Origin of the sequence: Streptococcus mitis (genome assembly GCF_003942775.1) — a bacterium.
GTDB classification, from domain to species: domain Bacteria; phylum Bacillota; class Bacilli; order Lactobacillales; family Streptococcaceae; genus Streptococcus; species Streptococcus mitis_CN.
Map to the genome: position 1 here is coordinate 1 of NZ_RJNX01000010.1, position 21,579 is coordinate 21,579.

The 21,579-nt window shown below is 38.6% G+C and carries 21 protein-coding genes, 7 tRNA genes and 1 pseudogene; 22 read left to right on the forward strand and 7 right to left on the reverse strand.

Translation table 11 applies throughout. The annotated features are described in order from the left end of the window. The first annotated feature begins 100 nt into the window (after positions 1 to 100). The 7 genes from D8848_RS09935 to D8848_RS09965 all read left to right on the forward strand — a co-directional run bounded on the left by D8848_RS09935 (position 101) and on the right by D8848_RS09965 (position 683). Positions 101 to 174: transfer RNA gene (locus D8848_RS09935), tRNA-Met, on the forward strand. A gap of 3 nt (positions 175 to 177) precedes the next feature. Then, positions 178 to 250 (forward strand) — tRNA-Phe (locus D8848_RS09940). Positions 251 to 262: 12 nt separating this feature from the next. Further along, positions 263 to 343: transfer RNA gene (locus D8848_RS09945), tRNA-Tyr, on the forward strand. Positions 344 to 347: 4 nt separating this feature from the next. Then, positions 348 to 418: transfer RNA gene (locus D8848_RS09950), tRNA-Trp, on the forward strand. Between the two features lie 14 nt (positions 419 to 432). Further along, positions 433 to 505 (forward strand) — tRNA-His (locus tag D8848_RS09955). A 13-nt stretch (positions 506 to 518) separates the two neighbouring features. Continuing rightward, a tRNA-Gln gene (locus D8848_RS09960) sits at positions 519 to 590 on the forward strand. A gap of 9 nt (positions 591 to 599) precedes the next feature. Then, positions 600 to 683: transfer RNA gene (locus tag D8848_RS09965), tRNA-Leu, on the forward strand. Between the two features lie 74 nt (positions 684 to 757). Here the strand turns inward: D8848_RS09965 and D8848_RS09970 are convergent. From D8848_RS09970 to D8848_RS09990, 5 genes are read right to left on the reverse strand one after another with little or no spacing between them, the layout of a single operon-like run. Next, a complete protein-coding gene (locus tag D8848_RS09970) occupies positions 758 to 1,891 on the reverse strand; it encodes a tyrosine-type recombinase/integrase (protein ID WP_049510267.1) in 1,134 nt (377 codons plus the stop codon). A gap of 3 nt (positions 1,892 to 1,894) precedes the next feature. Next, complete coding sequence (locus tag D8848_RS09975) at positions 1,895 to 2,089, reverse strand: DUF3173 domain-containing protein (protein ID WP_000598356.1); 195 nt, start codon at positions 2,087 to 2,089, stop codon at positions 1,895 to 1,897. A 59-nt stretch (positions 2,090 to 2,148) separates the two neighbouring features. Continuing rightward, positions 2,149 to 2,535: a hypothetical protein gene (locus D8848_RS09980; RefSeq protein WP_009732035.1), complete on the reverse strand. Its 387-nt coding sequence runs from the start codon at positions 2,533 to 2,535 to the stop codon at positions 2,149 to 2,151. Positions 2,536 to 2,537: 2 nt separating this feature from the next. Next, positions 2,538 to 3,734 (reverse strand): replication initiation factor domain-containing protein, encoded by a 1,197-nt coding sequence (locus tag D8848_RS09985; protein WP_125443861.1) that lies wholly within the window; start codon positions 3,732 to 3,734, stop codon positions 2,538 to 2,540. A 40-nt stretch (positions 3,735 to 3,774) separates the two neighbouring features. After that, complete coding sequence (locus tag D8848_RS09990) at positions 3,775 to 4,248, reverse strand: hypothetical protein (protein WP_125443863.1); 474 nt, start codon at positions 4,246 to 4,248, stop codon at positions 3,775 to 3,777. A gap of 319 nt (positions 4,249 to 4,567) precedes the next feature. Here D8848_RS09990 and D8848_RS09995 point away from each other — a divergent pair, with 319 nt between their 5' ends. Next, positions 4,568 to 5,014: a helix-turn-helix transcriptional regulator gene (locus D8848_RS09995; protein ID WP_000287814.1), complete on the forward strand. Its 447-nt coding sequence runs from the start codon at positions 4,568 to 4,570 to the stop codon at positions 5,012 to 5,014. Positions 5,015 to 5,177: 163 nt separating this feature from the next. Here D8848_RS09995 and D8848_RS10000 read toward each other — a convergent pair whose 3' ends face one another. Further along, positions 5,178 to 5,504 (reverse strand): DMT family transporter, encoded by a 327-nt coding sequence (locus tag D8848_RS10000; RefSeq protein WP_009732038.1) that lies wholly within the window; start codon positions 5,502 to 5,504, stop codon positions 5,178 to 5,180. Positions 5,505 to 5,676: 172 nt separating this feature from the next. On the opposite strand from D8848_RS10000, the gene D8848_RS10815 reads away from it, so the two are divergent. The 9 genes and pseudogenes from D8848_RS10815 (at position 5,677) to pcp (ending at position 14,431) form a co-directional block, all read left to right on the forward strand. After that, positions 5,677 to 6,075: an FmdB family zinc ribbon protein gene (locus D8848_RS10815; RefSeq protein WP_045616577.1), complete on the forward strand. Its 399-nt coding sequence runs from the start codon at positions 5,677 to 5,679 to the stop codon at positions 6,073 to 6,075. Between the two features lie 313 nt (positions 6,076 to 6,388). Beyond that, positions 6,389 to 7,666, forward strand: a complete 1,278-nt coding sequence (locus tag D8848_RS10010) for a glutamate-cysteine ligase family protein (protein WP_125443865.1) — start codon at positions 6,389 to 6,391, stop codon at positions 7,664 to 7,666. 75 nt (positions 7,667 to 7,741) lie between these two features. After that, positions 7,742 to 9,226: a threonine synthase gene (thrC, locus tag D8848_RS10015; RefSeq protein ID WP_125443867.1), complete on the forward strand. Its 1,485-nt coding sequence runs from the start codon at positions 7,742 to 7,744 to the stop codon at positions 9,224 to 9,226. A 60-nt stretch (positions 9,227 to 9,286) separates the two neighbouring features. After that, complete coding sequence (locus D8848_RS10020) at positions 9,287 to 10,567, forward strand: MATE family efflux transporter (protein WP_125443868.1); 1,281 nt, start codon at positions 9,287 to 9,289, stop codon at positions 10,565 to 10,567. Between the two features lie 3 nt (positions 10,568 to 10,570). Continuing rightward, positions 10,571 to 11,194, forward strand: a complete 624-nt coding sequence (locus D8848_RS10025) for an HAD family hydrolase (RefSeq protein ID WP_125443870.1) — start codon at positions 10,571 to 10,573, stop codon at positions 11,192 to 11,194. Between the two features lie 162 nt (positions 11,195 to 11,356). Beyond that, positions 11,357 to 12,562, forward strand: a complete 1,206-nt coding sequence (locus D8848_RS10030; RefSeq protein WP_125443872.1) for a LysM peptidoglycan-binding domain-containing protein — start codon at positions 11,357 to 11,359, stop codon at positions 12,560 to 12,562. Positions 12,563 to 12,875: 313 nt separating this feature from the next. Next, positions 12,876 to 13,301 (forward strand): annotated as a pseudogene (locus D8848_RS10035) (MarR family winged helix-turn-helix transcriptional regulator). A gap of 10 nt (positions 13,302 to 13,311) precedes the next feature. Next, complete coding sequence (locus tag D8848_RS10040) at positions 13,312 to 13,674, forward strand: DUF1304 domain-containing protein (protein WP_050243373.1); 363 nt, start codon at positions 13,312 to 13,314, stop codon at positions 13,672 to 13,674. 112 nt (positions 13,675 to 13,786) lie between these two features. Next, positions 13,787 to 14,431 (forward strand): pyroglutamyl-peptidase I, encoded by a 645-nt coding sequence (pcp, locus tag D8848_RS10045; RefSeq protein ID WP_125443874.1) that lies wholly within the window; start codon positions 13,787 to 13,789, stop codon positions 14,429 to 14,431. A 26-nt stretch (positions 14,432 to 14,457) separates the two neighbouring features. On the opposite strand, the gene D8848_RS10050 is transcribed toward pcp, so the two are convergent. Continuing rightward, positions 14,458 to 15,315: a DUF975 family protein gene (locus D8848_RS10050; protein ID WP_125443876.1), complete on the reverse strand. Its 858-nt coding sequence runs from the start codon at positions 15,313 to 15,315 to the stop codon at positions 14,458 to 14,460. Between the two features lie 116 nt (positions 15,316 to 15,431). Between D8848_RS10050 and tgt the strand changes: the two genes are divergently transcribed. From tgt to D8848_RS10075, 5 genes are all read left to right on the forward strand, one after another. Beyond that, on the forward strand, positions 15,432 to 16,574 hold the full coding sequence (tgt, locus tag D8848_RS10055; RefSeq protein ID WP_001285237.1) for a tRNA guanosine(34) transglycosylase Tgt: 1,143 nt from the start codon (positions 15,432 to 15,434) through the stop codon (positions 16,572 to 16,574). Positions 16,575 to 16,674: 100 nt separating this feature from the next. After that, positions 16,675 to 18,492 (forward strand): acyltransferase family protein, encoded by a 1,818-nt coding sequence (locus tag D8848_RS10060; protein WP_125443877.1) that lies wholly within the window; start codon positions 16,675 to 16,677, stop codon positions 18,490 to 18,492. Between the two features lie 151 nt (positions 18,493 to 18,643). Further along, complete coding sequence (nagA, locus tag D8848_RS10065; RefSeq protein ID WP_001134550.1) at positions 18,644 to 19,795, forward strand: N-acetylglucosamine-6-phosphate deacetylase; 1,152 nt, start codon at positions 18,644 to 18,646, stop codon at positions 19,793 to 19,795. Positions 19,796 to 19,957: 162 nt separating this feature from the next. Further along, the gene (locus tag D8848_RS10070; protein ID WP_084923226.1) at positions 19,958 to 21,016 is read left to right on the forward strand and encodes a zinc-dependent alcohol dehydrogenase family protein; all 1,059 of its coding nucleotides are present in this window, start codon (positions 19,958 to 19,960) and stop codon (positions 21,014 to 21,016) included. Between the two features lie 150 nt (positions 21,017 to 21,166). Continuing rightward, a complete protein-coding gene (locus tag D8848_RS10075) occupies positions 21,167 to 21,532 on the forward strand; it encodes a DUF1033 family protein (RefSeq protein ID WP_125443879.1) in 366 nt (121 codons plus the stop codon). Positions 21,533 to 21,579: the final 47 nt, after the last annotated feature.

Below are 21,579 nucleotides of genomic sequence, written 5' to 3' on the forward strand. Positions count from 1 at the left end.
GATTGATTACCCAAGTCCGGCTGAAGGGAACGGTCTTGAAAACCGTCAGGCGTGTAAAAGCGTGCGTGGGTTCGAATCCCACATCCTCCTTTTGTATTAACGCGGGATGGAGCAGCTCGGTAGCTCGTCGGGCTCATAACCCGAAGGTCGTAGGTTCAAATCCTGCTCCCGCAATAAGGCTCGGTAGCTCAGTTGGTAGAGCAATGGATTGAAGCTCCATGTGTCGGCGGTTCGATTCCGTCTCGCGCCATTTATATATTTTGGAAGGGTAGCGAAGAGGCTAAACGCGGCGGACTGTAAATCCGCTCCTTCGGGTTCGGGGGTTCGAATCCCTCCCCTTCCATTTTACGGGCATAGTTTAAAGGTAGAACTAAGGTCTCCAAAACCTTCAGTGTGGGTTCAATTCCTACTGCCCGTGTTAATAGAATTATGGCGGGTGTGGTGAAGTGGTTAACACACCAGATTGTGGCTCTGGCATGCGTGGGTTCGATCCCCATCACTCGCCTATTTTATATTATTGGGGTATAGCCAAGCGGTAAGGCAAGGGACTTTGACTCCCTCATGCGTTGGTTCGAATCCAGCTACCCCAGTTACTATTTGCCGGCGTGGCGGAATTGGCAGACGCGCTGGACTCAAAATCCAGTGTCCGCAAGGACGTGCCGGTTCGACCCCGGCCGCCGGTATAGTATTAAAGACAAGGTTTTCGGACCTTGTCTTTTTTTCTTTGTTGTGTGTCGAGTTACCAATTTTTTCCATTTTAAAATAAATCATCAAGTTTATTAGCCAATGTTTTCTGTTTGCTAGGGTACAAATGAGAATAAGTATCAATTGTTGTTGTAATGGATGCGTGTCCTAATCTTTCTTTGACAACAAGATAATCTTCTCCTTGATTTATAAGTAATGATGCATGAGAGTGTCTCAAATCATGAATTCTTATTTTCTTTAAATCTTTATCCCTTTCTAGTATTTGCTTAAACTTCTTATCAATCATATTTTTTGTAATTGTTATTGGCGTACTCTGTATTATTTGTAGTTCTTCAGTATTTTTCGTAAATTCCTCAAGTTTTTCTTTTTGTTTTACTTTCCAATCTATTAGCATTTCTGCTAATTTCTGATTTATTGTTATATTTCTAGTTCCTGATCGTGTTTTTGTTGTATTAATGTAGCTTGTATTATTGACAAAGTATACCGTTTTGGTAACGTATATTGTATTTGTTAAAAGATCTATATCATTCCAGTTCAATGCGAGGATTTCTCCCATTCTCATCCCAGTAAAGAAAGCAATCACGAAAAACAGGTCATAGCTTATTTCATCATCTTGAATAAGTTCTCTAAATCTCGTGAATTCTTCTATACTCCAAAATTTGATATTAGGCTTCCTAATTGGTAATTTTCTCAGATTCTCAACAGGATTTTTATCAATGAGGGATTTTCTTATACCAGTATCAAAAATTTTTTTAAGTAGAATTAGAATTTTATTAATTGTATTGTAACTTAATGTTTCATTTTCATTTTGTTTTTTAGGTTTTGTTTTTAGGTATTCACGAAATTCGAATATATGGTCATACGTTAATTTATTTAAATTTGTATCTTTAAAATAAGGCTTAATATGACGCTCATAATTGTTTCTTTGTGTACTTGTATAGCTTATTTTTCTGCCATTTTTCAGATCATCTTCTTCAAGTAAGTCGAATAACATATCTGTTGTCACTACAAAGTCAAATTGTTTTTCTTTCAATTCTACAATTCGAATATGTTGTTCTAGCTCTAGGGCTTCCTTTTTAGATTTTAATCCTTTCCGAATGATACGTATTCTTTTTTGTGTGACTGGGTGGAATCCATTAGAAACATCAACGGTCCATTTACCACTTTTAGTTTTACGAATAGTCATTCATTATGCTTCTTTCTGGAGTTCAATTCCTAATAGTTCTTCAGCGACACTGGCTGGAATTGTACCAATACGTTTGTTATCATAGATGTTAAAACCACGATTCACTAATAGTAATTTGCCAGTATGGATAATCTTTCTTGCAGTTCCTGGAGCAAATCCAAGTTCGATAAGGTCATCTTTTGTTACAGTTTTAATCATGTGATCTCCTTTTCTAATTAGATTAAGTAAGGGGAGGATTAACTCCCCTTGTCTTATACTTATTTTTGTTTTACATCTACTAGATGGATTGCATCCGCCTTGTAATACATTGTCGAACTAATCATAGTAGCTTGTAAATTGTCAAATGTAACTGGTACTTCATCCATTGCTTGGATATAGTCATTATCAACCAAGGCATCTGGATTGTCTACTGAGACTTGGGTTGATTTCTTTTTGAATTGTCCATCCTTAATTGTTACATTGTATTTCCAACCAATGATTCTATCGGTATTAAAACGTCTTTCGCTACCATCTCGGTTTTTGATAATTTCTCCGTTTGCATCTGCTCGGACTTCCGTTTCAAATTTTGGAATAACTTCATCCAATTCAAATTTTGTTCCAATGTTATTAAAATTCCAGTCATTTTGTGAAAGCATTTTTGCCATAATTAATTTCTCCTTTTGATATTTTCTTTGATTGTGGGGATCAAATCCTCTCTTTTAAAGAGAATTGCCCTTTCTATTAATCCACTTGCTAAATCTGGTGGATATTCCATATTGTTGAGTGCGAGATAGTTAGATTTCTCATACTCATGCAGTAAGTTATTGTCGTATAGAAATTTATACGCTTTTAGAATAGCTCCAGAACCTTTATAGGTAAACCATTCTAATTTTTGTTCTAGTTCTGTTTTTGGTTTTGAAATAATGATAGAGACAGGTTTTGAGTGACCTAAAAACTTTTCCCAAGATCTCAAGGGTTTTGAGAAGTGACTATCACTATAGAACCTCACTTTTTCTTTGAGATATCCCTTGGTAAAGTTGAGAAGATCTATTTCTGAATGCAACCATTCTTGAATGAAGTAGTGAGCTTTTTCTTTCCTAAGTTCTAACTCAGTTCTTATCCAATTTTCTATATACCGCTTGCTGATACCGAGCTTCTCAGCTCGTTCTAAGCGTTTATCGTAAATTCTAAGTCTTTCATCATCATTGGGTTTTCTCAAATATAAGGTCTGGCCGATTGTTTCATCTCCGTAGGTATTGTAGTAGGTACTTTTTCCATATATAAAGCGTTTCTTCTGACAAATCTTTAGAAGCTGATTAGGAGTGAAATAGGGTATTTCATTAAAATCATCTATTGCAATATCAATTCGTCTTACTGAAAATTGATTGTAATTGTAGTAGAGGTTGTTCAGAAACTGTCTTTCGGACAGACTATTTGGATCTAATACCATATCTCTATAGAACTCGAGTGCCTGTCCTGACATGACAAGCATGTAGGACGACTCTTTCGCTCCATAGTAGATACGGATATTTCCATAATGAAGCTGGCTATCATAGTTATAGTATTTAAGGCTCCCTATATTCTCAATAAATAGGTCATAGTCAAGAAATAGAATGTCTTCGATTATTTCTCTTGGCGAAAATTCAGTCTTGTCAAACTGAATTTGAATCCAGTCAAATACAGAACGTAAATGTTCATTTTTTGCCATAGATTTTGATTCAACTTTTTGCCTAATTTTGCCACCCTTAAAATCTGCGAAACCCTTGGCAATACTGAATTCTTTCGATGGTACACCTAACTTGCAGAGGGTGGTGTTACTACACACCCTATCGGTCAAAAATGGTCCGTCCGCATCTACGCTCATTTTCGGCTTTCTGCCTCATGGCTCAGCCGAAAACTCGCTATTAGCCGAACCTATTTTTTGACCTCTTGTTAACAAACCCTAGTAAGCCGGTTTGCATCGACTCTTCAATATCTTGGATTTTCTTTTTTAGGTTGGAATTCTCAATTTTTATCAGTCGCATTTCTCGCTTAAATTCCTGTTTTAAGGCGCTCAGTTCATCGTAGAGCTCATCTATTACTTGGTTTAGGGATTCTTGCTCATTATCTGCTAGACTCCCAAATACGGCTTGTATAGCCTCTTTGAGACCTATTTCAAGTTTTAGGTTAGCTAACTTTTGAAATTGTCTAAGGTCTTCGTCTGTAAAGTCATAGGCAACTGTATAACTTAATTGATGAGTTCTTGGATTTCTACTGATAGGAATTTTAATTTTCTTAAATTCCTTGCCACTTATCTCTCTAATCAGTTGAATCCAATTTTTAAGAGTAGAGGTAGAGTTTAGGCCAGAAATTTGATTGACTAACTCTTTATTGGTCATCTTTTTGTGAAACCTCCGAAATTTTCTTGTGCAACTGAAGAGTTTTCTGTGGTATAATTGTTACATAATATGTTTTGATCTTGGAACGAACGGCACATTTGTTTCAAGATTTTTTATTTTGTCGAATCCTACCTCCTTTATTAAAATTTTTTAAATCGACTACTAGTTACATACGCTTTTACCTCCTTTTATGCTATAATATTCTCAATGGAATATTCAATCTCAAAATAAATATTCCTTATGGAATAATTCTATTTTATACCGTTTAGAATATTTTGTCAAGCTAAAATATACGAATAAGAATATCTATAGGAGAATTATGTATACAGAGGATTATAAATTTTCAGAGAGGTTAAAAACTCTCAGAAAATCAAAAAAGTTAACTCAAGTACAAATATCGGAATTAATTGGAGTTCAACAAGGGACATATTCTCGGTGGGAGAATGGAACGTTAGAACCAGGATTAGAATTCGTTGTGAAATTAGCAAATATCTTTGGGACTACTACAGATTATTTGCTGGGACAAAAACCTTATTCAATTATCAGTAGTTTACCTCTAGAACAATTAGATCTTACCAATATTGCAAACTTTTCAAAGGATGAGTTTGATATTTTGAAACATTCAATAGCAGTTTCGGTGGCAAGAAATAAAATAAAGGCAACAGAACTAAAAGATAGAGTTATAGAAAAAAATCAGTTGTCAGAAAAAGATGCAGAACTTTTGAATAAGATTTTTGAAGAAGTTAAAACTTATTGGGAAAATTAGGAGGACGCTAGTCTTCAAAATTCCCTCCCAAAATGTGTCCAAAATATTGACAGAATTCTAGCTTTTCATTATAGTTCTTATGGAACTTTTTTTCTACAACAAAATAGGCTCCATAATATCCATAGGGGATTTACCCACTACAAATAGTATAGAGCCGGTTTTATTAATGTCCTGCATTTCCTAATAAGTTAACCATGACAACACCAATGATAATCAAAATTAAACCGATAATGCTATAAACATTTAGTGTTTCTTTGAAAATCATTACTGCGATAGAGGCTGTCAAAACTAAACCGACAGCTGACCATGTTGCATAAGCTATTCCTAAAGGAATTTTTTGCATTGCTAGTGAGAGGAAATAGAAACAAACGCCATAGCTAAGTAGGGCAGAAACGGTTGGAATAGGCTTTGTAAAACCGTCTGATAATTTCAAAAGGTTAGTTCCCAATATCTCTCCTACAATGGCGATAAAAAGATAAAAGTATGACATGTCTTTAACCTCCTATATGTCATGTTTTTGCTCTAAGAGCTATTATAGCTATCTGTTTTTTATAAATCTTGGCACAAGTCATGAGAATTTGTAGTAAAACTGTGGCAGACACTTTTTCAGAACCAATAGCTGATAAGTTTATTATATCATAAGATAAATTTTAAAAAAAGTCTTGATTTATTTCAATGTCTTGCGTGGTCTCGATTTTACTGGTAAAATTACTTTTAAGAACTTTAAAAAAGAGGTTTCTATATTTGACAAAACAATGACTTGTTGTCCCGAATGTGGGCATCCTTTGGAGAAAAAATTTTTAAAAGATGAGGGAGATATTCCTTATTGTTCACAATGTGCGAGTTTTCGTTTTCCAGTCTTTAATACAGCAATTAGTGCGATTTTATTTAATGAAAAACATGATAAGATTCTCTTGATTAAGCAATATGACATGGCTGAGCATATTTTGCTAGCTGGTTATGTGTCTAATGATATTCACAACCAATTTCTACAATCATTAAAGACAATTAATTTAGCCTCTCTTATTACGGATATGGGTAATAAAATTGCACAAAACTAGTCCAAAACTCTTTTTAATAAGGAGTATACTTTCTAGCATTTTATAGTTACTAAAAAGTATCTAAACTTTGGAAGTGATACTAAGTTTTAAAAAATATTATGGAAAAAAAGCTTATAAAATCAATATTTCTGAGATTTAAAACTAATAATATTAGACTCAAAATCCAGTGTCCGCAAGGACGTGCCGGTTCGACCCCGGCCGCCGGTATAGTATAGAGTTAAGGAACGTTGTAAATCTTCGTTCCTTTTTATATTATTTTTGGTATAATAATAGTTATTCAAATTTTATTTAGATTAAGAAAGTGTAGGGAAGTATGTCTCGTTCTATCGATTTATTAAAACATCGGTATTTAAAAAATATTAAAGAAAATCCTGGATTGTTTGTCGGGATTGAGCTGGAATATCCTGTTGTAAATTTGGAAGGGGATGCTACAGACGTTGAAGTTATCAAGTACTTATTCCGATATTTAGTTTCTGCTTTGGATTTTACTGTCGAAAAGGTTGATGATTTTGGGACTCCTATTCAGTTAGTGGAGCCAGCAAGTCAGGATGTTATTTTATTTGAAGTTTCCTATACTACGATTGAGTTTGCATTTGGTAAGGCTGAAACAATTCAAGAGGTCGAAAATCGTTTTAATAATTATATGGATGTAATTCAGAGAAAATTAGGCGAATTCAATCATGCTATCGTTGGCTGCGGTATTCATCCCAACTGGAATAAAAATGAGAATACTCCAGTTGCTTATCCACGTTATCAGATGTTAGTGGACTATTTGAATTTGAGTAGAAATATGGCTGAATCAGACTTGCATCATTTCCCTGAATATGGTGCTTTTATCTGCGGGAGTCAGGTTCAGCTTGATGTTTCAAAATCTAACTACTTACGGGTGATTAATGCTTTTACTCAAATTGAAGGGGCTAAGGCTTATTTACTTGCCAATTCTGAGTTTTCAGGTGAGAATTGGGATACGAAAATTTCAAGGGATATTTTCTGGGAAGAATCGATGCATGGTATCTATCCAGAGAATGTTGGTGTCAATGCTAGGCTCTTTAAAGATGAGGATGATTTTTTTGATTATCTAGATCATTCTGCAATTTTTACTGCGGAACGCGATGGGCAAATCTATTATTTTTATCCGATTCAGGCAAGGGACTATTTGGCTACAACTGAAATCCAAGCATATGCTCTTAATGGGGATGAGATTCTTATTTACCCTCAAGAGAAGGATTTTGAAACTCATCGTAGTTATCAGTACCAAGACTTAACGACTCGAGGAACAGTTGAGTTTCGTAGTGTGTGTACTCAGCCTCTAGAGAGAACCTTCGCTTCTGCAGCTTTTCACTTAGGATTGTTGGTTAATTTAGATAAGTTAGAAGCTTACTTAGAAACAGCGCCTTTCTTTAAAGAATTTGGGCGAAATTACAAGTTTTTAAGACGACAATTTTCTAAGAAAAAGCTTACAGATGAGGAAGAAGCTGCGATTATTGAATTTTCCAAAGACTTACTCCTGCTAGCCGAGGAAGGACTGGAGATGAGAAATAAGCAAGAAACAAGCTATTTACAGCCTTTGAAAGAAGAATTGAGCCTATAATTTCTCTTATAAAGGGAGAATTTTCTGAAAAATCATGATATAATGGAAGAGACTATAGATAAAGGATAGAGAGTAATGACATTAGTTTATCAATCAACGCGTGATGCCAACAATACAGTAACTGCTAGCCAAGCTATTTTGCAAGGTTTGGCGACGGACGGCGGTTTGTTTACACCGCTTACTTATCCAAAGATAGATTTGGACTTTGACAAATTGAAAGATGCTTCTTACCAGGAAGTTGCTAAGTTAGTTTTGTCAGCATTTTTAGATGATTTTACAGCTGAGGAGTTGGACTACTGTATCAACAATGCCTACGATAGCAAGTTTGATACTCCAGCTATCGCACCATTAGTGAAATTAGATGGACAATACAATTTGGAACTCTTCCATGGTTCAACAATTGCTTTTAAGGATATGGCCTTGTCTATTTTGCCATACTTTATGACAACAGCTGCTAAGAAGCATGGTTTGGAGAACAAGATTGTCATCTTAACAGCGACATCTGGTGATACTGGGAAAGCTGCTATGGCAGGGTTTGCGGATGTGCCTGGAACTGAGATTATCGTCTTTTATCCAAAGGATGGTGTCAGCAAGGTTCAAGAGTTGCAAATGACTACTCAGACTGGTGATAATACTCATGTTATCGCTATTGATGGTAACTTTGATGATGCTCAAACAAATGTGAAGCATATGTTTAACGATGTAGCCCTTCGTGAAAAGTTGGCTACCAATAAATTGCAATTTTCATCTGCCAACTCTATGAATATCGGTCGTTTGGTGCCACAGATTGTTTATTATGTTTATGCCTATGCTCAGTTGGTTAAGACTGGTGAGATTGTGGCTGGTGATAAGGTCAACTTCACAGTACCAACAGGAAATTTTGGAAATATCTTGGCTGCCTTTTATGCTAAGCAAATTGGTCTACCAGTTGGCAAATTAATCTGTGCTTCAAATGACAACAATGTTTTGACAGACTTTTTCAAGACACGTGTTTACGACAAGAAACGTGAGTTTAAAGTGACTACTAGTCCATCTATGGATATTTTGGTATCTTCAAACTTGGAGCGTTTGATTTTCCATCTTTTAGGTAATGATGCGGTTAAAACAGCTGAACTCATGAATGCCTTGAACAAGCAAGGACAATATGAGTTGACAGACTTTGATGCAGAGATTTTGGACCTCTTTGCAGCTGAATATGCGACTGAGGAAGAAACAGCGGCAGAAATCAAGCGTGTTTATGAGTCAGATTCCTATATCGAGGATCCACATACGGCGGTTGCCTCGGCAGTTTATAAGAAATACCAAGCGGCTACTGGCGATGTGACTAAGACAGTGATTGCTTCAACAGCGAGTCCATACAAGTTCCCAGTGGTTGCAGTAGAAGCTGTAACTGGAAAATCAGGGCTTGGCGACTTTGAAGCCTTGGCTCAATTACATGATATTTCAGGAGTAGCAGTGCCGCCAGCAGTTGACGGGCTTGAAACAGCTCCTGTTCGTCATAAGACAACTGTTGCAGCAACAGACATGCAAGTAGCGGTTGAGGCTTATCTAGGACTTTAAGACAGAGGGAGTAAACTCGGTTGGGAAACCAACTGAGTTTCTTTTCATCAGGAGGAAGGATTGTTTAAGAAAAATAAAGACATTCTTAATATTGCCTTACCAGCTATGGGCGAAAACTTTTTGCAGATGCTCATGGGGGTGGTGGATAGTTACTTGGTAGCCCACTTGGGCTTGATAGCTATTTCGGGTGTATCAGTAGCTGGCAATATTATCACGATTTACCAGGCGATTTTCATCGCTCTGGGAGCTGCTATTTCCAGTGTTATTTCAAAAAGTTTGGGGCAGAAGGATCAATCTATGGTATCCTATCATGTGACTGAGGCGTTGAAGATTACCTTACTATTAAGTTTCCTTTTAGGATTTTTGTCCATCTTCGCTGGTAAAGAGATGATAGGACTTTTGGGGACGGAGAGAGATGTAGCTGAGAGTGGTGGACTCTACCTATCCTTGGTAGGTGGATCGATTGTTCTATTAGGTTTAATGACTAGTCTGGGAGCTTTGATTCGTGCAACGCATAATCCACGTCTGCCTCTCTATGTTAGTTTTTTATCCAATGCCTTGAATATTCTTTTTTCAAGTCTAGCTATTTTTGTTCTGGATATGGGGATAGCGGGTGTTGCTTGGGGAACTATTCTGTCTCGCTTGGTAGGTCTTGTGATTTTATGGTTGCAATTAAAGTTGCCTTATGCGAAGCCAACTTTTGGTTTAGAAAAGGAATTGTTGACCTTGGCTTTACCAGCAGCTGGAGAGCGGCTTATGATGCGAGCTGGAGATGTCGTCATCATTGCCTTGGTTGTTTCTTTTGGAACGGAGGCAGTGGCTGGGAATGCAGTTGGAGAAGTCTTGACCCAGTTTAACTATATCCCTGCCTTTGGTGTGGCTACAGCAACAGTCATGCAAGTGGCACGAGCGGTTGGAGAAGATGATTGGAAAAGAGTCGCTAGTTTGAGCAAACAAACCTTTTGGCTTTCTCTGGTACTCATGTTACCCTTGACCTTCAGTATCTATGCTTTGGGTATACCACTAACTCATCTCTATACGACTGATCCTCTAGCGGTGGAGGCTAGTGTGCTAGTGACACTTTTTTCACTACTTGGTACTCCTATGACGATAGGAACAGTCATCTATACAGCAGTCTGGCAGGGTTTGGGCAATGCTCGGCTTCCCTTTTATGCGACAAGTATAGGAATGTGGTGTATCCGCATTGGAACAGGATATTTGATGGGGATTGTGCTTGGTTGGGGTTTGCCAGGTATTTGGGCCGGAACCCTTTTGGATAATGGTTTTCGTTGGTTATTTCTACGTTACCGTTACCAGCGCTATATGAGCTTGAAAGGATAGGAAATGCAAAAAACAGCTTTTATTTGGGATTTAGACGGGACTTTATTGGACTCTTATGAAGCGATTTTATCAGGGATTGAGGAAACTTTTGCTCAGTTTTCTATTCCTTATGATAAGGAGAAGGTGAGAGAGTTTATTCTCAAGTTTTCTGTGCAGGATTTGCTGGAGAAAGTTGCGGAAGAGCGAAAACTGGATGTCGAGGTGCTAAATCAGGTGCGTGCCCAGAGTCTGGCTGAGAAGAATGCTCAGGTAGTTTTGATGCCAGGTGCGCGTGATGTGCTAGCTTGGGCAGAGGAATCAGGAATTCAGCAGTTTGTTTACACTCATAAGGGAGACAATGCTCTTACCATTCTAAGAGACTTGGGTTTGGAATCTTATTTTACAGAGATTTTAACAAGTCAGAGTGGCTTTGCGCGTAAACCTAGTTCAGAAGCGGCTACCTATCTGTTAGACAAGTATCAGTTGGATTCTGAGAAGACCTATTATATAGGGGATCGGACTCTGGATGTGGAATTCGCGCAGAATAGTAAGATTCAAAGCATTAATTTTTTAGAGTCAACTTATGAAGGAAATCATAGGATTCAAGGGTTAGCAGATATTTCCCGTTTTTTTAAGGCTGAGCGATAAAAAGATTGTGTCAGTTTTATGACAGAGACCTAACAAACTATTTCAAGTAACCGAGTTTGTTACAAGGAATAGACAGTTCTGTTAAATAGGCCCGAGAGGGCTTTTTTTCTGCATTTTTTGTGTTATCATAGACAGGTACTCATTTGAAAGGAATTTGAAAGAATGACGAAAAGAATATTATTAGCCTCAACGGTAGCCTTGTCATTTGCCCCAGTATTGGCAACTCAAGCAGAAGAAGTTCTTTGGACTGCACGTAGTGTTGAGCAAATTCAAAACGATTTGACTAAAACGGATAACAAAACAAGTTATACCGTTCAGTATGGTGATACCTTGAGCACAATTGCAGAAGCCTTGGGTGTAGATGTCACAGTTCTTGCGAATTTGAATAAAATCACGAATATGGACTTGATTTTCCCAGAAACTGTTTTGACAACGACTGTCAATGAAGCAGAAGAGGTAACGGAAGTTGAAATCCAAACTCCACAAGCAGATTCTAGTGAAGAAGTGACAACTGCGACAGCAGATTTGACAACCAATCAAGTAACCGTAGATGATCAAACTGTTCAAGTTGCAGACCTTTCTCAACCGATTGCAGAAGCTCCAAAAGCGGTAGAAACTACAAGAACAAAAGAAGTAGCAACAAGTTCAGAAGTTACAGAGACAGTGACTGCTTCAGAAGAAGTGACACCATCTACAGGAACTTCTGTCCCAGAGGAACAAACAGCCGAAACGAGTAGTGCAGTTGCAGAAGCAGCTCCTCAGGCAACGACTCCAGCTGAGAAAGATGAAACACAAGCAAGCACTCAAGCTGAATCAGCAGTGGAAGCAACTACAATACCAGTAGAAGAAACAGCACCTGAAACAACTGCAACAAGTTCAGAAGAAGCAAAAGAAGTAGTATCATCAAGTGAAGCTACAGCAGCAGTTTCTACTTATCAACCAGAAGAGACGAAAACAACTTCAGCAACTTACGCAGCTCCAGCTGCACCCGATTATGCTGGACTTGCGGTAGCGAAATCTGAAAATGCAGGCCTTCAACCACAAACAGCTGCCTTTAAAGAAGAAATTGCTAACTTGTTTGGCATCACATCCTTTAGTGGTTACCGTCCAGGAGACAGTGGAGATCACGGAAAAGGTTTGGCTATCGACTTTATGGTACCAGAAAGCTCAGAACTAGGGGATAAGGTTGCGGAATACGCTATTCAAAACATGGCCAGCCGTGGAATTAGTTACATCATCTGGAAACAACGTTTCTATGCTCCATTCGATAGCAAATATGGACCAGCTAATACTTGGAATCCAATGCCGGACCGTGGTAGCGTGACAGAGAACCACTATGACCACGTTCACGTTTCAATGAATGGATAAACCTGACTTTGTAATATCATTTTGACGAATGAGATCTAGCTTTCGTGATAGAAAGCGATTCTCGTTCGTTTTTTTCTTTGTCATACTCTTCGAAAATCTCTTCAAACCACGTCAGTTTTATCTGCAACCTCAAAGCTGTGCTTTGAGCAACCTACGGCTAGCTTCCTAGTTTGCTCTTTGATTTTCATTGAGTATTAATATGAATGGAAAGTTAGCATCTTGTAATAATCTAAGCATAATTTTTTCAATCTATTTGACTTTGCATTATAATTGATTAGTCAATTATTGATAAGTCAATAAAAAGGAGGAAGAAATGTTAAAGATTCAAGATTTACTTTATCAACTCCGCTTGTCTGAGCAAGTGAGTACGCAATTGTTTGAAAAAAAGCTTGGGATTAGTTTGACACGGTATCATATTTTACTGTTTTTGCTGGAGAATTCTCCCTGTAATCAAATGGGAGTTCAGGAGCGTTTGAAGATTGATTAGGCTGCTTTGACCCGACATTTCAAAATTCTGGAAAAGGAAGGTTTGGTGGAGCGTCATCGCAATCCTGAAAATCAGCGAGAAGTGTTGGTAGAGGCTGCGAAGTATGCCAAGGAGCAGTTAGTGGTGAATCCCCCTCTGCAACATATCAAGGTTAAAGAAGCGATGGAAAGTATCTTAACAGAGTCTGAAAGAACAGAACTCAGCCGTTTAGTAAACAAATTGGTTTTGGGTATTGAAAATATAGAAATTTAAGGAGAAATAGATGTCAATTATTACAATCATTTTAGCAACGATTGTTGCTTTGGAGCATTTTTACATTTTTTATTTGGAAAGTATTGCAACGCAATCAGATGCGACTAGTCGTGTCTTTAACATGGACAAGGAAGAACTGGCTCGTCCGTCAGTAAGTTCATTGTTTAAAAATCAAGGGATTTATAATGCTTTGCTAGGAGTCTTTCTCTTGTATGGAATTTATTTCTCACAGAATTTAGAAATTGTGACTATTTTTGTTTTATTTGTGATTGGTGCTGCGGCTTATGGCTCTCTCACAGCAGATAAAAAAATTATTTTAAAGCAAGGCGGACCAGCTATTTTGACCTTGATTAGTATTTTTCTCTTTAAATAAACTTTAATGCCGGTCTGATCCTCTCTAGTCCTTTTCACTCCAGAATAAGGGAAATATGTTATACTTGTTTTTAAGAAAATAGTTTCATGGAATTGGTTGTAAGGAGTTAGAAATGAAAGTATTAGTGACAGGTTTTGAGCCCTTTGGAGGGGAAAAGGTTAATCCAGCCTTGGAGGCCATTAAAGGTTTACCAGCTGAAATCCATGGTGCTGAGGTCCGTTGGTTAGAAGTGCCAACAGTCTTTCACAAATCGGCCCAAGTATTGGAAGAAGAGATGAACCGTTATCAACCTGACTTTGTCCTTTGTATTGGGCAAGCAGGTGGAAGATCTAGCTTAACACCTGAACGAGTAGCCATTAACCAAGACGATGCACGCATTCCTGATAACGAAGGGAATCAACCGATTGATCTTCCCATTCGCCTAGACGGTGCTCCGGCCTACTTTAGTAGTCTGCCGATTAAAGCGATGGTTCAAGCTATAAAAAAAGAGGGATTGCCTGCCTCTGTTTCCAATACGGCAGGGACTTTTGTCTGCAATCATTTGATGTATCAGGCCCTCTATTTGGTAGAAAAGAAATTTCCCCATGTTAAGGCAGGTTTTATGCATATTCCTTATATGATGGAACAGGTGGTGAATCGACCGACTACCCCAGCTATGAGTTTAGTGGACATTATGCGAGGGATAGAAGCAGCAATCGGGGCTATTATAGAACATGGAGATCAAGACCTCAAGTTGGCAGGCGGAGAAACTCATTGATAGAAAAAAGCTTGAGGGGGCAACCTTCAAGCTTTTGGACGTTTTCGAGCCAGTACTGCTCGGTAAAAAATTATTTTATTGATTTGAATGTAGGGTAGGAGTGAGAAACTAGCAATCCCAAAGGTAATCCAATTGAGGAAATACCAAGGAAGGAGTTGTAAGTCTAGGACAAAGCGCTGAAATTTGTAACCTTTCATTAAGAAACGGCTGGTTTTAAGGATTTGTCCTGGTTTGGCTTGTCCTAAATCTAGGGTGTCACAGAGGAGAAATTCTACCTGCGAATAGGCATAGTATTGTGGAATATAGAGACTATTTCCGATAACCATCAAGAGGATACTTGCTAGAAAGTAAAGACCAAAGGTCATGAGGAAACGTTCAGTTTCAACTGACGAGAGATCCAGATTAGGGAACTCAGGGTGAAGGGCAACGAATTTCTTGGCTAAAAAGCTACTGTAAAAAAGGAAGTAAATTCCAAGCAAACTAGGAATGCTCCATAAGAAGAGATAGAAACGTTTGAGAAGTAGAGTCAAAAAGGTTTGTGAAAAGTGCTCTTCGTTAAAGAGAGTGAGACTATTTTTGACGGATAGTTCTGTATCGGGATTCTTGATGAGTTTCAGCGTTGTATAGACTGAACTGGTTAGAAGTATTGTTCCGATAAAGGAGACTAATAGAGGAAAAAGGTAGGCTTGGAATACATGGCCAAACACGCTTAAAAAGGGTTGTTCTAAAACACTCTCGTTGATGCGCTCTAAGGGATTGAGGAAGCCAGACAAGATGACCAGTATACTAGGTAAGAGATAGACGAGAAAGAGACGGGGATTTTCAGCCTGAAATTGTCTGGCTTGCAGACGAACGGTTTTTAAATCAATTTTTGGGTATTTCATTCTCTCATTATACCATAGTTCGTGACAGTTCCTACTTTTTTTGATAAAATCATACAGTATGCCCTTGGGCACAAAGTATGAACTGGGACTGTCTTTCCCAGCTTCGGAGGTAAAAAATGTCAGATTCACCAATCAAATATCGTTTGATTAAGAAAGAAAAACACACAGGAGCTCGTCTGGGAGAAATCATCACTCCCCACGGTACCTTCCCAACACCTATGTTTATGCCAGTTGGGACACAAGCCACTGTCAAAACTCAGTCGCCTGAAGAATTGAAGGAGATGGGTTCGGGAATTATCCTGTCAAACACCTATCATCTCTGGCTTCGTCCTGGAGATGAACTCATCGCACGCGCAGGTGGTCTCCACAAGTTCATGAATTGGGACCAGCCTATCTTGACAGATAGTGGTGGTTTTCAGGTTTATTCCTTAGCAGATAGCCGTAATATCACAGAAGAAGGAGTAACCTTTAAAAACCATCTCAATGGTTCTAAGATGTTCTTGTCCCCAGAAAAAGCCATTTCTATTCAGAATAATTTGGGCTCAGACATCATGATGTCCTTTGACGAATGTCCTCAGTTTTATCAACCTTACGACTACGTTAAGAAATCAATCGAGCGTACCAGCCGTTGGGCTGAGCGTGGTTTGAAGGCTCACCGTCGTCCGCATGACCAAGGGTTATTTGGGATTGTGCAGGGGGCTGGATTTGAAGATCTTCGCCGTCAATCGGCTCACGACCTTGTCAGCATGGATTTCCCAGGCTACTCTATTGGTGGTTTAGCAGTGGGAGAAACCCACGAAGAGATGAATGCCGTCTTGGACTTCACAACCCAACTGCTACCTGAAAATAAACCTCGCTATTTGATGGGTGTGGGAGCGCCAGATAGCTTGATTGATGGGGTGATTCGTGGTGTAGATATGTTTGACTGTGTCTTGCCGACTCGTATCGCTCGTAATGGGACTTGTATGACCAGTCAGGGACGTTTGGTTGTCAAAAATGCCCAGTTTGCTGAGGACTTTACACCACTGGATCCTGAGTGTGATTGCTACACATGTAAGAACTATACACGCGCCTACCTTCGTCACCTGCTCAAGGCTGATGAAACCTTTGGTATTCGCTTGACTAGCTATCACAATCTTTACTTCTTGCTTAACCTGATGAAGCAAGTGCGACAAGCCATTATGGATGACAATCTCTTGGAGTTCCGTGAGTATTTTGTTGAAAAATATGGCTATAATAAATCAGGGCGTAATTTTTAAACTGGAATTGATATAAGCTAAAAATCCTAAGTTTTCTCTTAGGATTTTTCTTCTTTTTTTGATAGAATAAAGTGTACAATGAAAGGAAGAATAAACTCGTATGCGCATTAAATGGTTTTCCTTGATTAGGATTACAGGTTTACTTTTGGTACTCTTGTATCACTTCTTTCAGACCATCTTTCCAGGAGGATTTTTCGGGGTAGATGTCTTTTTCACATTTTCAGGTTTCTTGATCACGGCTCTACTCATCGAAGAATTTTCTAAAAATCATGAAATTGATTTGCTTGGATTTTTTAGAAGACGCTTTTATCGGATTGTGCCACCTGTGGTTTTGATGGTCTTGGTGACCATGCCCTTTACTTTCTTGGTTCGTCAAGACTATGTAGCTGGAATTGGCGGTCAGATTGCGGGTGTCTTAGGCTTTATGACTAACTTCTATGAACTTCTAACAGGTGGGAGTTATGAATCACAGTTCATTCCTCACTTGTTTGTTCATAATTGGAGCTTGGCCGTTGAGGTTCACTACTATATCCTCTGGGGATTGGCAGTTTGGTTCTTATCCAAACAGGCTAAATCAAATGGTCAATTGAAGGGGATGGTTTTTCTCTTATCAGCTGCTGCCTTTTTAATCAGCTTCTTCTCCATGTTTATTGGTAGTTTTCTAGTGACCTCTTATTCCTCTGTTTACTTCTCCAGTTTAACTCATGTCTATCCATTCTTTTTGGGAAGTATCCTAGCAACGATTGTAGGCGTTCGTCAGACGACTTCCCTCGTCAAGCAGTTGGATAAAATCTGGGATTTACGCAAGACCCTTTTGGTTTTTGGGGGAGGTTTTGGATTCTTACTCATTTTGACCTTCTTTGTCAAATTTACCTATCTCTTTGCCTATCTTATGGGCTTCTTGCTTGCCAGCCTTGCAGCCCTTGCTATGATTCTGGCGGCGCGTGTCTTACATGAAAAGACTCCTAACATGCAGGAGCCAAAGATTATCAGCTTTTTAGCAGATACTAGCTATGCGGTTTATCTTTTCCATTGGCCTTTCTACATTATTTTCTCACAGTTGACATCAAATCTTCTTGCTGTGTTACTGACTTTGATTTTTTCTTATGGATTTGCCAGCCTGTCATTTTATGTGCTGGAACCTTGGATTGCGGGAAAGAACACACCTATTATACAAGCCTTTCGTCCCCTGCCTCATATTCACACAATCCTTGCAGCAAGTACTGGAATCTTGGCCTTCATTGTCTTCTTAGTAACTCTGTTGGCACCACAAGTGGGAGCTTTTGAGACAGACTTAACTGTCAATGGCTTGAAGCAAGCTGCAACAAATATTAACCAGACCAAGGTAATGACAGAACGAGCAGAAGCTGATAGTTTAGGAATTGCTGATGGCACTATGTTAATTGGTGATTCGGTAGCACTAAGAGCTAATACAGCGTTGCAGACAGCCCTTCCAGGGGCACAGATTAATGCACAAGTCAGCAGAACAACCAAGACCGCCAACGAAATCATGCTCAACAATAGCCAGAATAAATTTCTACCAAAGATGGTGGTTATTGCAACAGGGGTAAATAATCCTGAAAATTATAAGGAAGATTGGGATAGTATCGTGAAAAATCTTCCTAAGGGGCACCATATGGTTTTAGTGACTCCTTATGAAGGAGATAAGACAAAAGAGACCTATGCAATCGTTGAGAAGGCGGCTGCCTATATGAGAGAATTGGCAGAGAAGACTCCTTACATCACGATAGCAGATTGGAATCAAGCTGCTAAGGAACATCCAGAAATTTGGACTGGGACAGACCAAGTCCATTTTGGAAGTGACAATAGTAAAATTGAAGCAGGAGCTAAATTGTATGCAGATACCATTGCTGCAGCCTTGCAAACAGCTCAAGACAAGCCGGTCAAATCAAAATAACTTGTATTAAAAAGAGAAGAGTTGGAGAAATCCAGCTCTTTTAAAATATCTCTAGAAAACAGGTCTATACCATTTACAAATGAATCAGAAAGGTTTATAATATAATTGACATAATAAATATCAAAAGTAATCTTTTAAGGAGGTCATTATTATGCCTAATTACGTTAAAGCGGATCAGTTTTTCTATCCATTTGGCATTCGTCGCGGTGGGTACTTAGAACTTGTTGATGGCAAATTTGGGAAACATGTGGATCAAATTCCTGAAGGAGCAGAGGTTCTTGACTATACTGGTTATAGCATTGCACCAGGTCTTGTGGATACTCATATTCATGGATATGCAGGTGTAGATGTGATGGACAACAACATTGAAGGTACATTGCATACTATGAGTGAAGGACTTCTTAGTACCGGTGTTACCAGTTTCTTGCCCACAACTTTAACAGCCACTTATGAGCAATTGCTTGCAGTCACTGAAAATCTTGGAAACCATTATAAAGAAGCAACAGGTGCTAAGATTCGTGGGATTTATTATGAAGGTCCATATTTCACAGAAACTTTTAAGGGGGCACAAAATCCAACTTATATGAGAGACCCGGGTGTTGAGGAGTTTCATTCTTGGCAGGATGCTGCAAAAGGGATGCTAAATAAAATCGCTATTGCACCAGAACGTGATGGAGTGGAAGATTTTGTACGTACTATTACAGGTGAAGGTGTGACAGTTGCACTTGGACACTCAGATGCGACATTTGAACAAGCTAAGAAGGCAGTTGATGCTGGAGCTAGTGTATGGGTACATGCCTATAATGGGATGCGTGGTTTAACACACCGCGAACTAGGTATGGTAGGAGCTATGTATGAGCTCCCACATACTTACGCAGAATTGATCTGTGATGGTTATCACGTAGATCCAAAAGCTTGTGAGATTTTACTTAAGCAAAAGGGGACAGAAAACATCGCTCTTATTACGGACTGTATGACAGCTGGTGGGCTTGAAGACGGTGACTATATGTTGGGAGAATTCCCTGTTGTAGTAGCAAATGGAACTGCACGTCTCAAATCTACTGGTAATTTGGCAGGTTCTATCCTCAAACTTAAAGATGGTATGAGAAATGTTGTCGAATGGGGAATTGCGAATCCGCATGAAGCGGTCATGATGGCCAGCCTTAACCCAGCTAAATCTGTTAATATTGACGATGTCTGTGGACAAATTCGTGAAGGTTATGATGCTGACTTTATCGTACTAGATAAAGATTTGGAATTGGTAGCAACCTATCTAGATGGCGTGAAACGTTATCAAGCATAAGAGAGAAAGCAGGAGTTAGATACTAGCTTCTGCTTTTTTATGCAGGGTACTTTACTGGTAAATAAAAAAGTTAAGAAAATCACAAAAAGACTTGAACAAGCAAATGAAAAGGCTTACAATTATATTATAAATAGTACAAATAAAAAAACGGAGGAAAGCTTTATGAAAGCCTATACTTATGTTAAACCAGGACTTGCTTCTTTTGTTGATGTAGACAAACCAGTTATTCGCAAGCCAACAGACGCTATTGTGCGTATCGTAAAAACTACTATTTGTGGAACAGACCTCCATATTATCAAAGGGGATGTTCCTGCTTGCCAAAGTGGTACCATTCTTGGTCACGAAGGGATTGGGATTGTTGAAGAAGTTGGAGAAGGAGTTTCGAATTTCAAAAAAGGCGACAAGGTCTTGATTTCTTGTGTCTGTGCCTGTGGTAAATGCTACTACTGTAAAAAAGGAATTTATGCCCATTGTGAAGACGAAGGGGGCTGGATTTTCGGTCACTTGATTGACGGTATGCAGGCTGAATATCTACGTGTCCCTCACGCAGATAACACTCTTTACCATACTCCAGAAGACTTGTCAGATGAAGCCTTGGTTATGCTATCAGACATTCTACCTACTGGATATGAAATTGGTGTCTTGAAAGGGAAAGTAGAACCTGGTTGCAGCGTAGCCATTATTGGTTCAGGTCCAGTTGGATTGGCTGCTCTTTTGACAGCTCAGTTCTACTCACCAGCCAAATTGATTATGGTGGACTTAGACGATAACCGCTTGAAAACTGCTGTATCATTTGGTGCGACTCACAAGGTTAATTCTTCAGACCCTGAAAAAGCCATTAAAGAAATTTATGATTTGACAGATGGTCGTGGTGTAGATGTTGCTATCGAAGCTGTTGGTATTCCTGCAACATTTGATTTCTGTCAAAAGATTATAGGTATAGACGGAACAGTTGCCAACTGTGGTGTACATGGTAAACCAGTCGAATTCGATTTGGACAAACTTTGGATTCGCAACATCAATGTAACAACTGGTTTGGTATCTACAAATACCACTCCACAATTGTTGAAAGCTCTTGAAAGTCATAAGATTGAACCAGAAAAATTGGTAACCCATTATTTCAAACTCAGTGAAATTGAAAAAGCTTATGAAGTATTCAGTAAGGCAGCAGACCACCATGCAATCAAGGTCATTATTGAAAACGATATTTCTGAAGCCTAGGTAGTAACAAGATTTTGGAACATAAGCAAATAGAAATTCAGTCATCATAGTATGGCTGGATTTTTTATCAAAAAAATTAAGAAATGAGCATATTTCTTTCCTTGTTTAGCGGAATTGGTTATAATATACGGTACAAAGGAATGAATGAATATGTATCGTGTTATAGAAATGTACGGAGATTTTGAACCTTGGTGGTTTATAGAAGGTTGGGAAGAAGATATTGTAGCAAGTAAGAAATTTGATCAGTATTATGATGCTCTCAAATACTATAAAACTTGCTGGTTTAGACTGGAACAAGAATCCCCTCTTTATAAAAGTAGAAGTGACTTGATGACTATTTTTTGGGATCCAGAAGACCAACGCTGGTGTGATGAATGTGACGACTATTTACAACAATACCATTCTTTGGCTCTTTTGCAGGACGAGCAGGTTATCCCAGATGAAAAATTACGTCCAGGCTATGAAAAACAAACAGGTCAGGAAAGGCACCGTTCTTGCCGTATGAAATTAAAATAGAGAAAAAGTAACTTTTTGGAGTTGCTTTTTTTATTTTTCCAAATCTT